Source organism: Haloprofundus salinisoli (assembly GCF_020097815.1).
GTDB lineage: Archaea > Halobacteriota > Halobacteria > Halobacteriales > Haloferacaceae > Haloprofundus > Haloprofundus salinisoli.
Genome location: NZ_CP083663.1, coordinates 2,711,210 through 2,725,278 on the forward strand (window position 1 = coordinate 2,711,210; position 14,069 = coordinate 2,725,278).

Sequence of the window (14,069 nt, forward strand, 5' to 3'; positions counted from 1 at the left end):
ACTGTTCGATGGGGCGTAAAGTCAATGTGGTGGGATGCGATACGACGCCCATGCATCATCCAGGCCCGCCGAGATTCACCGCGACCGGGCAGACGCTCGAACTCGCACCGACCGACCCGGACCCCGAGGCGACGTACCGCTGGCGCGTCGAGACCGCGCCGCTCACCAGTCAGGCGTCGCTCGGCGACGACCCCGTCGAGTTCTTCACGCCCGACGTGCCCGGGACGTACGTCGTCGAACTCGACGCGCCCGACGGCACCCACAATCTGACCCTCCGCGCGTTTCCCGGCGAACTCGCCCCCGCGGGGACCGTCGACGGCGTCAGCGGGATGAGCGGCTTCGCCAGCGGGTCGACCCGACCGGCCGGCAAGAGCGGCGGCGTCAGCGGCTCAGGGTCCGGCGCTGGCTCCGGCGGCTCCGCCGGCGGCGGACGGCCCCGAATCCAACTCCACGGAGCCGTCGACGGTGACGAGGTCGTCGTCCGCGCCGACCCGCAACCGAACCCGCAGAGCGACCAACCGCGCGACTCGCTCGACGTCGAGTTCCTCGTCGACGACCGCGACGACCTCGGCGGGCGCGACGTGACGAGAGACGGTTGGGAACTCCGCGTTCCCGTCTCGAAACTGCCGAAACTCGCCCGCGTCCACGCCGTCGCCGTCGGCGAGTCCTACAGCGTCCCCGACTCCGTCGCCATCGAGCGCGATGAAATCACGTCCTCGGGCCGCGTCGATGCCGAGGGCCACTCGGCGGCCGGTGCCGACGTAGACGTCTCCATCGTCCGCCTGAACGACCCGCCGGCGTGGTCGACCGAGGTGACGCTGTACGAGATTTACGTCCGCGGCTTCGCGTCGGACGACGAGGAGAGCGAGAACACGTTCGAGGCGCTGACGAAGCGACTCGACTACCTCGACGACCTCGGCGTCGACTGCCTCTGGCTCACGCCCGTCCTCCAGAACGACGACGCCCCGCACGGCTACAACATCACGGACTTCTTCTCTATCGCCGAGGACCTCGGCACCCGGGAGGAGTACGAGCGGTTCGTCGACGCCGCCCACGACCGCGGGATGAAGGTGCTGTTCGACCTCGTACTCAACCACTCGGCGCGCCAACACCCGTTCTTCGAGGACGCGTACGAGAACCCCGATTCCGAACACTACGACTGGTACGAGTGGCAGGAGAACGGTGAACCGGGCACCTACTTCGGCTGGGAGAAGATCGCCAACTTCGACTTCCGGAACCTCGAAGTTCGAAGACACCTGCTCGACGCGGCCGACACGTGGGCCGAAATCGCCGACGGCTTCCGCTGCGACATGGCGTGGGCCGTCTCGCGGCCGTTCTGGACCGAGCTCCACGAACGGCTCAAGACGCGCGACCCCGAGTTTCTGCTGCTCGACGAGACGATTCCGTACATCGCGGATTTCCACGACCTGGCGTTCGACATGCACTTCGACACGACGCTGTACTTCACGCTCCGACAGGTCGGCCGCGGCACCGAACCCGCCGAGGCCATCCTCGACGCCGTCGAACAGCGCACGGAGGTCGGCTTCCCCGACCACGCGTCGTTCATGCTCTATCTCGAAAATCACGACGAGACCCGATATATCGTCGAGTGCGGCAACCCCGAGGCGTACGCCGCGGGTGCGGCGTTGTTCACGCTCCCGGGCGTCCCGATGCTCTACGGCGGACAGGAACTCGGCCAGATGGGTCAGCGCGACGCGCTGGCGTGGGACCACGCGAACGAGGCACTCAGAGAGTACTACGAATCGCTCATCGATACCCGCAACGAGACGGACGCGCTCCGCTACGACGGCGCGTTCAGCCGTATCGACTACGAGAGCGAGTCGGACCGCGTCGTCGCGTTCGCCCGCGAAGCCACCGTCGATTCGGACTCCTCGCAACGAGCCCTCACTCGCTCCGCTCGCGAGAACGGGCAACAGTACGTCGTCGCGCTGAACTTCGGCGAATCGCCTGCGCCGGTCGAGCTCGGTCCCTCGGTCGAGAACCGCGATATCGTCTCCGGCGAGGCGCTCGACGCCGACGAGCGCGGCCTCTACGTCGACCACGTCGCGGTCCTCCCCGTGAATGGGTGAGGGGACGCCCGGCGGGGTCCGTCTCTCGAACGGCGACACGGTACTCTGGTCGCGGACGCTCTAGCAGTCGGGCCGTCTCGGAGCGCGTTCGTAACCGTTTCCAGGCACGTGGGTGGCGCGATATACTGTATAAACTGGTCTACATATCAGAATTATTTACTACGTGAGAATCGGAGATTGTTCCGATAGAGGACTAGTAAACGAACCATTCATTCCGTTCAACTGCCGTAAATTCCGTTCATACAGATGAATATATCGTCGGATTGTCGCCAGTTGTCGAGGCGATCTACGTCAGACGCCGACCGATTCCATAAAGACTTATGACTGTTCAGAAGTCACGACAGTCCGGAGGTCGGCAACACCGTTTGTCGTGCCATGCACTCGACAGTCGACGCGTCGACCTCACCTTTTGACGGCGTAAACAGTTTGGACAGTTACTAACTCGACCGACCGCGCCTCAACGACGCTGTTCGGCGAGAGCCCGCTCCACCGACGAGGCAGGCTACGCCGACTCCGCTGTCAAGGATTCGAGCAACAGAACCGCGGGGTCCTTCGAGAGCGGTTCGTTCGCGTTGCCGCAGTGCGGCGACTGGACGCACGCCGGACAGCCGTCGGCGCAGTCGCAGTCGGCGATGAGGCGGGCCGTGCGCGCCATCAGCGCCTCCACTCGCTCGTACCCACCGCGTGTGAGGCCCACGCCGCCCGGATAGCCGTCGTAGATGAAGATGGTGCTCTTCCCGGTGTGGGAGTGATACGGCGTCGAGAGACCGCCGATGTCCGCGCGGTCACAGAGCAACGTGAGCGGAAACAGCGAGATCATCCCGTGTTCGGCGGCGTGGATGCCGCCGTTGAACTCCCAGTCGTCGGCCCCCTCGCGCATCTCCCGCTCCACGTCGCCGGGGACGGTGAAGTACAGCGCCTTGGTCCGCAGACTCGTCTCCGGCAGGTCGAGTGCCTCCTGCCCGATTGCCTCGCTGCGCTTGGGGTCGCGGCGCTCGAAGCCGGTTATCCGTTCGGTCATGGTCACGTCGGCGAATCGCACGGGGGTGTCGGGCCGCGCCGACAGCGGCTTCTCCGTCAGATCCTCGTTGACGACGATGGTCTTGTCCGTCAGGACGCGGGTGTAGTAGTCCGCCCACGTCGCCTGCAACTCCGCGACGTCGCGGTCCAAATCGAGGTCGACTACCTCGTACGACTGGCCCTGGTGGTGGTACACTGCACCGGGATGTGCGTCGCGCAGTGCGTCCGAGAAGGAGAGCGACGCCACTACCTCGTTCCGGTCGCGGACCACGAGCTCGATCTCGCGGCGCTCGATGCTTCGGAGGCTCATCGAGTGCTGCGGACTCCCCTCGCCGCTGTGAATCCACCGCGGTCCCTGCGCCGTATCGCGGCGCTCTAGCCGACCCGCGGATTCGAGCCCGGAAACGATATCGGGGTACGGCGGTCCGAAAACCCGCTCGTCGTCGACCGAGAGCCAGTTCTCGGCGGCCGCGGAGGCGACGTGGTCGGGTAGGAGTTCCGTGTTCTCGGGGTTCGACGCCGCCTCCTCGGGAGTTCCACCGAAAGACTCGCGCTGCTCGTCTTTCGAGCCGCCGGTCACAGTACTGGAGGCCCCGAACAGGTCGTCGGGGTTGCGCATGAGGTACTGGTCGAGTTGGTCTTCGCCGCCGACGAGCACGACGAGCGCCGCGTCTGACCCGCGACCCGCCCGTCCCGCCTGCTGGAACGTCGACATCCGCGTGCCGGGGTAGCCGTCGAGAATCACGGCGTCGAGTCCGCCGACGTCGACGCCGAGCTCCAGCGCGTTCGTGCTCCAGACGCCCCGCAAATCGCCGCCGTGCAATCGCGCCTCGATCTCTCTGCGGGTGTCGTGCTTCAAAGATGCTTGGTACGCCCGCACCCGCCGCGCGAGGTCGCGCTCGCCTCGCCTGCGTAGCTCTTTGCTGCTGTCGGTCGCGTAGCGCTCGGCGGCCTGTCGGGCGCGGGTGAACGCCAGCGTCTGGTAGCCGCTCGCGACGAGGTCGACGAACAGGTTCTTCGTCTCGGTGTGACTCGATTTTCGCCGTCCGCTTCCGCCTCCTCGATCTTCGTCTTCGTACTTCGGCGGGTTCCACAGCACCCAGTGTTTCTCGCCGGTCGCCGCCGTATCCTCGTCGACGAGCGCGAACGACGACTCCTCTCGGCCGGTGATGCGCGCGGCGTGTTCGACGGGGTTGCCGATGGTCGCCGAGCAGCAGACGAACTGCGGGTCGGAGCCGAACCGCTCGCAGATGCGGTTCAGTCGACGGAGCGTCAGCGCGACGTGACTCCCGAAGACGCCCCGGTAGCCGTGTACCTCGTCGACGACGACCGTCTCGAGCGAGGAGAAGAACCACTCCCAGAGCCGATGTGAGTGGGGCAGCAGCGCGTAGTGCAGCATATCCGGGTTCGACAGCAACACCGTCGGCGCGCGGTCCCGGACCGCCCGCTTCTCGGACTGCGAGAGGCGACCGGTGTACTGCGCGACGGAGACGCGGCTTCCGAAGCCGAGATCTCGGGCCAGTTCCTCTAACGTCTCGGCTTGGTCGGCGACGAGCGCGTTCTGCGGCCCGAGATACAGCGTGCGCCCGCCGTGGTCCATCGCGCGCTCGAACGCCGGAACCGTATACGCGAGGCTCTTGCCGCTGGCCGTCTGCGTCGCCAGCACGACGTTCTTCCCGCCTCTCACGGCTTCGACGGCCTCGGCCTGGTGGCGGTAGAGACGGTCGATGCCTCGTGATTCGAGCGCCGACCGAAGTCTGGGTTCGAGGCTTACGTCGGCGAACTCGGGGTCGCGCGCCGGGACCGTCCGGTGGTCGGCTATCTGCCCCTGGTAGTACGGCCGGTCCCGAAGCCACGCGATGAACTCGTCCACATCCGCGTTCGGCGGTGAACGCGCCTAACGGTTGCGATGGTCCTCCTCCGGGACCCCTATCCGCACCGCCTTTCACTGGTCTACGTGGGGTGCCATCGTTCGGGAGTAGTGATGCAGAGGGAGAGAACCCGTCGGATGCGGCGTTCAACGGGGTTTTGTCCGGGCGATTCTAACGAGTGCACATGGTCGATTACGACGCGGTGCTCATCTACGACGGCGAGTGTCCGTACTGCTCCGTCGCCGCCCGCGCTCTCCGACGACTCGACGACATCGGTGCGATTTCGTGGTACGACGACGCCGCCCAGGCGGCGTTAGAGGCGCAGTTCGGCGAGACACCGTTCGCGATGGTGCTCGTCGATACGCGCCGAGACCGCGCGTACGCCGGTCGCTCCGCCGCCGAGGAACTCGCGGACCGAGCGGGGACGCCCGGTATCATCAGTTCGCTCGTCCGCGACAACTACGACCGCATCGCCACCGCCGTCGGCGCGGCCAGCGGCCGCGGGCGGGACCCCGACGACGTCCACGATATCTACCCGCTGACAGCCGCGGCCCGCGAGCAGTTCGACGCGCTCGTCGCCGCGGCGGCCGACCGCCCCGAAGCGTCGGAACGGAAGTGACTGCCGGCGACAGGTCGATACCGGAGTTCGGGCCGTCGGATTGCGGGTGTCGGTCGCACCTTGCGCGCTGGTCGACTGTAGACGACGCTCGGCGGGCGGTGATGCGGCACACGATGAAGCGTGCGGCTCGAAGGCGTGAATCGATGAGACATCGGAAGAAGCGTCGACCGGCGAGCGATCCGGGCAGAGTCACGCGCCGGTCGAACCGCTAAATCTCTCCCGTCGGCCACCAGTCCGGGCAGAGCCGGTGGCCGACGAATTGCCGGTTGTCAGAGGCACCCCGGCACTGATGCGTTCGTGCGGGGGTGTCTTTACATCACCTATCGTAGATTCTCAGCAACCACTGAGAACAGATATATAAACCCGTCGCATACTTATATACAATATGTCGCATCCGAACGCTTTTATCCGTCGTCCGGGGTACACCACCTGATGAGTCAGTCGGGTCCCTCTGAGATACTGGCCGCCGTCGCTCGGCGCGGCAGCGCTCTCCGCTCGCTCGACGGAGGGACCCGAAAGTCCGAGCTCGCCAAACAGCTCTCTGTGTCGCGCTCGACGGTCGACAGAGCGATTCGAGAGCTCGAAGGACAGGGGTTGGTCGAGCGCATCGACGACGGCTACCGACGGACGCTCGCCGGCGAACTCGTTCTCTCGGAGTACGACAGTTTCACCTCCCGTCTCGGGGGCATCGTCGAGTCGCTCGACGCGCTCGACACGCTTCATCCGAAAACCGAGTTCGACGCGGCGCTCCTCGACGGCGCGGACATCGTCTACGCAGAGAAACACTCGCCGCACGAACCCGTCACGCGGTACGGCGAAGCGGTCTGCCGAGCAGAGCGCGTCCGCGCGCTCGCCCCGGCAGTTCTCCCACAGCAGGTCCAGATATATCACGACCGTCTCACGGCGGGCGAGATGGAAGCGCAACTCGCCCTCTCGGAAGCGGTCGTCGAACGCCTCGTCAGCGCATACGACGAGGAGCTACAGGAGGCGCTCTCGACCGGCCGACTTCACATCCGACAGACGACGTCGGACCCGCCGTACGGCCTCGTCTGCGCGGAGACGCCGACGGGTCCCGAGGTGAGTCTGCTGTTGTACGGAGAGACCGGTGCCTACGCGTTTATCGGCAACGACAGTTCCGCCGCGGTCGAGTGGGCGGAGTCGGTGTTCGACGAGTGGTGGGCCGACGCGGCCCCGCTGCCGATACGCTCCGACCGGTAGCTCTGTCGAGTGCCCCGCGTAGATGCGCGCAGATGTTCCCACGGATGCCTTATCTGGAGTCGGTCACCGACGACCGGCGGCCGCAGCGTTCGACGTCGGGTCCAGCGACCTGCGCCGGGCGTCGGCACCTCGTTTCGGGCGACTCCGCCGCCGGCGACGCCGTCTCCGAGGCGGCGTGGGAAGCGGGCGTCCTGATGGTCCCGGTTCGGTTCTTCGACGACCCGTCGTCGTTCCGACTGTCGCTAGGACGGGCGTCCGAGGTGTTCGAGTTCGACGCCGGCGTCGACGCGCTCGGCGCGGTGTTGGACGGGCTGTAGCCGATTAGGCCAGCGCCTCGGCCAATTTCTCGACGGGGTGCGGCGGTTCTTCGTCGGTCGCCAGGTCGCCGAGTTGGGTCCGACAGGACGCTCCCGGCGCGACGACCCGCCCGCCGCTTTCTTCGACCTGGTCGGCGAGAATCCCGCCGATTGCGGCGCTCATCGAGCGGTGTTCGGCCTCGTAGCCGAACGAACCGGCCATCCCGCAGCAGCCCGAGTCGAGGGGGTCGACGTTGTAGCCCGCCCGTCGGAGCACGCCGACGGCGTGGTGGTCTTTCTTCGTCGCCTTCTGGTGGCAGTGGCCGTGATAGGTGAGAAACTCCCCGCTCCTGTCGGCGAACGACATCTCCTCGTCGAGGCGGAACGTGTCGACGTACTCCATTACCCCGTACGTTCCGGCGGCGACGACTCCCGCGTCCGTGTCGGGCGTCTCGTCGGGCGCGCGCTCCTCGGCTTTCGTCGGGTCCGTCACCGTCGCGGGTTCCCCTCCGAGTAAGTCGAGGTAATCGGACTGGAACATGACGGCGTCGGAGGGTTCGACGACGACCACGTCCCAGCCGTCTCGAACCCGCGGCGCGAGCGTCTCGACGTTCGACTCGGCGGTGTCGTGCGCCTTCCCCAGAAAGCCCTTCGAGAACGCCGGACGGCCGCTGTCGGCGACGTTGCCGGGAACGCGCACGTGGACGCCGGCGGCTTCCAACGCTCTGACGGCCGCCTTCCCCGCCTCGGGATGGTTGAAGTTGGTGTACGTGTCAGGGAGCAACAGCGCTTTGCGAGTCGCCTGCGACTCGGGGACGCGCGCCCCGCCGCGACTCTCGAACCACGACGCGAACGGTTGGGCGTGGAACGTCGGCAGCGTCCGGTCGCTCGCGATACCGACTGCCTTCTCCAGCAGCGTCCGCGCGCCCGGCACCTTCGTCGCCCAGTTCGAAAGCGGTGCGAAGCGCGACCCGAGCGACGAGAACCACGCGATGTTGGCGAACAACCGGTCGCGCAGACTCGCGCCGTGGCGTTTGTGGTGTTCGTGCGTCACCTCGACTTTGAGCTTCGCCATATCCACTTCGCTCGGGCAGTCGCGCGCACAGCCCTTGCAGCCGATGCAGAGGTCCATAATCTCGTGCATGAACTCCACGTCGAACTGCTCCTCGTCGCCCAGATCACCGCTCATCGCCTGCCGGAGCATGTTCGCGCGACCCCGCGTCGACAGCGACTCTTCGTCGGCGGCGCGGTAGGTCGGACACATCACCCCGCCCACCGTGGACTGCCCGCCGCGACAGCCGCCGCAGCCGTGACAGAGTTCGACCATCCCCTGAAAGCCGTTCTCGTTCTCCCAGTTCAGCGTCGGCTCCAACCCGGCGTCGAACTCGTACTCGGGTGAGAAGCGGAGGTTCTCGGTCATGTCGACGGCGTTCGCGGGTACCGACCCGCGAGCCCGCGAATCGCCCGATTCGCGCATACCGCAGACGTTTCCGGGGTTGAGAATCCAGTCGGGGTCGTACGCCGTCTTCAGGTCGCGGAACACGTTCCACAGGTGGTCGCCGTACAGTTTCCGGTTCCACTGGGTGCGCGCGCGCCCGTCGCCGTGTTCGCCCGACACCGACCCGCCGTACTCGACGACGAGGTCCGTCGCGGCGTCGGCGATGGCTTCCATCTCCGCGACTCCCTCTATCGTCTTGGTGTTCGTCAGCGGGCGGATGTGGAGCACGCCCGGGCCGGCGTGGGCGTAGTAGCTGGCGAACGTGTCGTGTTCGTCGAGAATCTCCTGGAAGTCGGCGACGTAGTCTGGCAGGTTCTCGGCGGGAATCGCGGTGTCCTCGATGTAGGCGATGTGTTTGGCGTCCGACGTGCGCGAGAGCAGGATGGGCAGGCCGGATTTCCGCATCTTCCAGAACTTCGCTATCGTCCCATCGTCGTGGGCTTCCATCGCCGTGACGGCGTAGCGCTCTTTCTCCGTCGTCTCGGCCGCGCCCGGCGAGATATCGGCCGTCGACAGCTCTCTGTCCACTCTATCGGCGACGAGGTCCGCGACCTGCTGGCGGCCGTGGTCGTCGTCCTCGGCGTAGAACTCGACGAGCAAGACGGAGTCCGTCCCCTCCGGGAGCAACCCGACCACGTCGGCGAACTCGGCGGTGTCACGTGCCAACGAGAGCAGCACGTCGTCCATCACCTCGACGGCGGCGGGACCGTGTTCGAGGATGGGCGCGACGTCCTCCATCGCGTCGCCGACGCTCTCGTAGGTGAGAAGCGCGACCGACTTCGTGTTCGGCACGGGTTCGAGCGAGACGGTCGCCTCGGTGACGACGGCCAGCGTCCCCTCGCTGCCGGCGAGCAGACGCGCGAGGTTTACCGTCCCGACCTCGCTGTCGGGGTCGATCGCGGAGTTGTCCGGCGTCCGGCGCTCGCCGCGGGCCTCGTCGACCAGCATGTCGAGGTTGTACCCCGAGACGTTGCGCTTCAGTTCGGGGTAGCGCTCGTCGATTTCGCCGCTCTCCTCGTCGAGGATACGGACGACTTCGGCATAGATGCGCGGCAGGAGGTCGCTTTCAGGGCCGTCGTCGCCCCACGCCGACGAATCGGGGTCGGCCTTCTCGCGGAGTTCCGACAGCTCGATCTCGCCGAATCGCGTCACCGTCCCGTCGGCGAGAACGGCCTCGACTTCCTCGACGTAGTAGTCGGTCTTCCCGTACTTCAGCGAGTGCGACCCCGTGGAGTTGTTGCCGATAGCGCCGCCGATGGCGCTTCGGTCACCCCACGCCGGGTCGGGCGCGAACTTCAGCCCGTGCGGCGCGAGTTCCTCGTTGAGTTCGCCGAGTATCGCCCCCGCCTGCGCCGTCGCCCTTCTAGAGCCGGGGTCGACGGAGACGATGCCGTCCAGATACCGAGAGAAATCGAGGACGACCGCCTCGTTCACCGTCTGCCCCGCGAGGCTCGTCCCGCCGCCGCGCGGAAGAACGGATATCTCTCGCTGCGCGCAGTAGCGGACGACCGTCGCTACGTCGTCAGTCGAGGCGGGAAAGACGACGCCGACGGGCGTGACCTCGTAGGCGGAGGCGTCGGTCGCGTACAGTTGCCGGGTGTAGCTGTCGAAGCGCACGTCGCCGTCGACGCGCGACTGGAGGTCGCGGACGATGCCCGGTCGGGCCACGTCGTCGCCCTGATAGTCGTAGTTCGCCGCGGCGTCCGTCGCGGGGTCTGGCTCCCCCGACGACTTTGCGGATCCGGCGGAAGAAGAGTGAGATGCCATTACGTATGTGTTGTGTGGTACCGTATTATAAACGTCCGGACCTGACGGCGACGGGGCCTCGCAGTCGTCCGGTGATTCCGCTCGTTCGCCGCCGTTCGTTTCACAACGTCTGTAACCGAAAACACAATGGCAGAGGCCACGCTAGATGGTGACATGAGTGCAGGCACGCTATCGGCGTTCGAACGGTCCCTGCGGCGACTCGACGTCGAGTCGATTCGGACGACGCCCGAGGAGTTAGACGATGCGCTGGCCTCGGTCACGCTCGACCCGGTCGTCGGCGCGCCGCTGCCGTTCGCGGACTGCTCGCTGCCCGACTGGGTGCCGACCGACCCGACGCCCGCCGAACTCGACAGCGCGAAGACGGGCGTCACGGCCGCCGAGTTGGCTATCGCCGACTACGGCAGCGTCGTGATTCGCGCGACGCCCGACGCCACCGAGCAGGTGAGTCTCTTCTGCGACCGTCACGTCGCTGTCGTCCGCGCCGAGGACGTCGTTCCGGGCATGCCCGAGGCGTTCGAGCGATTCGCCGAGTGGACCGAAAACGGCGACAGCGCCATCGTCGCCACGGGGCCGAGCGCGACGGCCGACATGGGAGCGCTCGTGAAGGGCGCACACGGGCCGAAAGAGGTGTACGTGGTGGTTCTCGAATGAGCTCGACCCGCGAGGAGAAGGCGGCGCGAATCAGACACTTTCTGGCCACCGAAGGCGACGCCGTCGCCGAGGGAACTCGCGGCTTCAACGCCGGGCGGTACGACTCGGTCGAGAAGCTCGACGAGTACGAGGAACTCAAAGAGCGCGCCCGTGCTATCAAAGAGGACGCCATCGAGCGACTGCCCGAACTCGTCGATCAGCTTCGGGAGTCGGTCGAAGCGAACGGCGGCACGCTGTACGTCGCCGACGACGCCGACGAGGCCAACCGCTATATTCGAGAAATCGCCGAGGAGCAGGGGGCCGAGACGCTCGTCAAGAGCAAGTCGATGACCACCGAGGAACTGGAGGTCAACGACGAGCTTCGAGCGGCTGGAGTCGACGTCGTCGAGACGGACCTCGGCGAGTGGGTGCTCCAACTCGCCGACGAGGCACCGTCGCACATCGTCGCGCCCGCCATCCACAAGTCCCGCGAGGGTATCGCCGAGCTGTTCGAGGCGACGTTCGAGCTCGACGAACCGCTCGAAACCGCCGAGGAACTCACCATGTTCGCCCGCGAGAAACTGGGCGAGCGCATCGCCGAGGCCGACGTGGGGATGACCGGTGCGAACTTCATCGCCGCCGACTCGGGGACGCTGCTGCTCGTCACGAGCGAGGGTAACGCGAGAAAGTCGGTCGTCGTGCCCGAGACGCACGTCGCCGTCGCGGGCGTCGAGAAGATCGTCCCCTCAGTCCGCGACTTTCAGCCGTTCGTCGAACTCATCGGCCGCTCCGGGACGGGTCAGGATATCACCTCCTACGTCTCGCTTCTGACTCCGCCCGTCGACTCGCCGACGGTCGATTTCGACGCGCCCGACGTACCGATGACCGACAGGGAGACGGAGCGCGACGGCGGTTCTGTACCGTCGCGCGCTTCTGACCGCGAGTTCCACCTCGTTCTCGTCGACAACGGCCGGATGGCGATGCGCGAGGACGAGCAGTTGAAGGAGACGCTCTACTGCATCCGGTGTTCGGCGTGTGCCAACTCCTGCGGCAACTTCCAGAGCGTCGGCGGGCACGTCTTCGGCGGCGAGACGTACTCCGGCGGCATCGCAACCGGGTGGGAGGCCGGCATCGAGGGCCTCGACGTCGCCGCGGAGTTCAACGATCTCTGTACCGGCTGTTCGCGCTGCGTGAACGCCTGCCCCGTCAAGATCGACGTTCCGTGGATAAACACGGTCGTCAGAGACCGCCTCAACCGGGGCGAGGACGGCAAACTCGACTTCCTCGTCGAAGGACTGACGCCGGACGCCGAACCCGGCGGTCTGGACATCGGCAAACGGTTCTTCGGCAACTTCTCGACGATAGCCAAACTCGGAAGCGCCACCGCACCCGTCTCGAACTGGCTGGCTGGGACACGCCCGGCGCGGCGACTGCTCGCCGAGACGGTCGGCGTCGACCCCCGACGCGACCTGCCGTCGTTCCGGCGCGAGACGTTCCGCACGTGGTTCGAGCGCCGCGGCGGGTCGGAAGTGCCGCCGGCGAGGGCGAGACGGGAGGCCGTCGTCTACCCGGACCTCTACACGAACCACGTCCACGTCGAACGCGGGAAGGCGGCGGTCAAGACGCTCGAAGCGCTCGACGTCCACGTCGTCGTTCCCGACGTCCCGTCGAGCGGCCGCGCCCCGCTCTCACAGGGGATGGTGTCGACGGCCGAACGCCACGCCCACGACGTGTACGCGGCGCTGGCCGAGCACATCGACGCCGACCGGGACCTCGTCGTCGTCGAACCCTCCGACCTGGCGATGTTCCGCCGCGAGTACGAGAAGTTCCTCGCGCCGAAGTCGTTCGAGCGCCTCGATATGCACAGTTACGAGGTGATGGAGTACGTTTACGGCCTGCTCCACGCCGGGGCCGAACCGACGCTCCTCTCGGGGGCCGACGACCCCGGCAGCGGCGATGTCGCCGCCGGCGTCGCCTACCACAGCCACTGCCAACAGCGGACGCTCGGCCTCGAATCGTACACCATCGCCGTGCTCGAAGACCTCGGCTACGACGTGGTCACCTCCGAGACGGAGTGCTGCGGGATGGCCGGCTCGTTCGGCTACAAAAGCGAGTACTACGAACTGAGCATGGACGTCGGCGAACCCATCCGCGAGCAGTTCGAGGCCGCCGACGCGGCGGACCGGACCGTCGTCGCCTCCGGCACCTCCTGTCTCGAACAGCTGGACGCGTTACTGTCGCGGCCGACGCAGCATCCGGTCGAACTCGTCGCGCCGCGGTGAGTCGGCGTCTGATTTCGGTCAGCGCGCGACAGCGGCGCGTCCTCTCACTCCTCGACGATGATGCCGCCGCGCATCCCCATCGCTCTGTGCGGGGTACAGAAGTACTTCGTCGTCCCCGTCTCCTCGAACGTCTGCTCGAAGGTGTGGCCTTCGTCGGCGACGAGCTCGCTCTCGAAGCTGTCGTCCTCGGCTATCACGTCGTGGGTTCCGCCCGCGCCGGTCCACTCCCAGACCACCGTCGTTCCCGGCGAGACGCGAATCGCCGTCGGTTCGTAGGCGTGCGGACCCTCGATGCCGTCCGCACCGACCATCACTGTCACCTCGCTCTCGCCGGTGTGGTCGGCGAACCCGTCGTAGTTGTCGGTCGGCGCGAACCACGACTCCCACTCCTCGTCGGCCGTCTCGGTCTCTGTTGATTCGGTCTCTGTTGATTCGGTCTCTGTCGACTCTATCCCTGCCGATTCGGTCTGTGTCGCCTCCGTCGACGCCGCCGTCTGGGTCCCATTCGACCCGCCGGTGCTGCCGGTTCCGACGTCGGTCGGCGTCGCATCGGACTCCGCTTCGCCGGTCGAACAGCCGGCGAGCGCGGTCACCGCACCGACGGCGGCCGCACCGGCCGCTCGGAGGGCAGTCCGCCTGGAGACCGCCGGAAGGCCGTCTCGTCGGTCATCACTGGGTCGCGTTCGAGTCACGCCGACGAGGACGACAGCCACATAAAAGTCGTTCCCCCTGAGACTCACGCGTTGAGAACTGTTCGGCGACGAGTAACGGACGGTGA

At 66.7% G+C, this 14,069-nt stretch carries 9 protein-coding genes; 6 read left to right on the top strand and 3 right to left on the bottom strand.

All coding sequences use genetic code 11. The annotated features are described in order from the left end of the window. Positions 1 to 50 precede the first annotated feature (50 nt). Positions 51 to 2,090, top strand: coding sequence for an alpha-amylase MalA (gene malA, locus LAQ73_RS14270; RefSeq protein ID WP_224268928.1), 2,040 nt, complete (start codon positions 51 to 53; stop codon positions 2,088 to 2,090). A gap of 502 nt (positions 2,091 to 2,592) precedes the next feature. Here the strand turns inward: malA and LAQ73_RS14275 are convergent. Then, the gene (locus LAQ73_RS14275; RefSeq protein WP_224268929.1) at positions 2,593 to 4,983 is read right to left on the bottom strand and encodes a DEAD/DEAH box helicase; all 2,391 of its coding nucleotides are present in this window, start codon (positions 4,981 to 4,983) and stop codon (positions 2,593 to 2,595) included. Positions 4,984 to 5,165: 182 nt separating this feature from the next. Between LAQ73_RS14275 and LAQ73_RS14280 the strand changes: the two genes are divergently transcribed. The 3 genes from LAQ73_RS14280 (at position 5,166) to LAQ73_RS17815 (ending at position 7,135) form a co-directional block, all read left to right on the top strand. Continuing rightward, entirely contained in the window at positions 5,166 to 5,600 is a 435-nt protein-coding gene (locus tag LAQ73_RS14280) for a DCC1-like thiol-disulfide oxidoreductase family protein (protein WP_224268930.1), read from the top strand. Between the two features lie 432 nt (positions 5,601 to 6,032). After that, the gene (locus tag LAQ73_RS14285) at positions 6,033 to 6,818 is read left to right on the top strand and encodes a helix-turn-helix transcriptional regulator (RefSeq protein WP_224268931.1); all 786 of its coding nucleotides are present in this window, start codon (positions 6,033 to 6,035) and stop codon (positions 6,816 to 6,818) included. A gap of 32 nt (positions 6,819 to 6,850) precedes the next feature. Continuing rightward, positions 6,851 to 7,135, top strand: coding sequence for a hypothetical protein (locus LAQ73_RS17815; protein ID WP_425601112.1), 285 nt, complete (start codon positions 6,851 to 6,853; stop codon positions 7,133 to 7,135). A gap of 4 nt (positions 7,136 to 7,139) precedes the next feature. On the opposite strand, the gene LAQ73_RS14295 is transcribed toward LAQ73_RS17815, so the two are convergent. Then, positions 7,140 to 10,379 carry an FAD-binding and (Fe-S)-binding domain-containing protein gene (locus LAQ73_RS14295; RefSeq protein ID WP_224268932.1) on the bottom strand — a complete coding sequence of 1,080 codons (3,240 nt, stop codon included), beginning with the start codon at positions 10,377 to 10,379 and terminating at the stop codon, positions 7,140 to 7,142. A gap of 153 nt (positions 10,380 to 10,532) precedes the next feature. Here LAQ73_RS14295 and LAQ73_RS14300 point away from each other — a divergent pair, with 153 nt between their 5' ends. After that, complete coding sequence (locus LAQ73_RS14300; protein WP_224268933.1) at positions 10,533 to 11,030, top strand: LutC/YkgG family protein; 498 nt, start codon at positions 10,533 to 10,535, stop codon at positions 11,028 to 11,030. Continuing rightward, positions 11,027 to 13,291 carry an LUD domain-containing protein gene (locus LAQ73_RS14305; protein ID WP_224268934.1) on the top strand — a complete coding sequence of 755 codons (2,265 nt, stop codon included), beginning with the start codon at positions 11,027 to 11,029 and terminating at the stop codon, positions 13,289 to 13,291. Before LAQ73_RS14300 ends, LAQ73_RS14305 begins: the two co-directional genes overlap by 4 nt. Before the next feature lie 44 nt (positions 13,292 to 13,335). On the opposite strand, the gene LAQ73_RS14310 is transcribed toward LAQ73_RS14305, so the two are convergent. Then, a complete protein-coding gene (locus LAQ73_RS14310) occupies positions 13,336 to 13,983 on the bottom strand; it encodes a halocyanin domain-containing protein (RefSeq protein WP_224268935.1) in 648 nt (215 codons plus the stop codon). Positions 13,984 to 14,069: the final 86 nt, after the last annotated feature.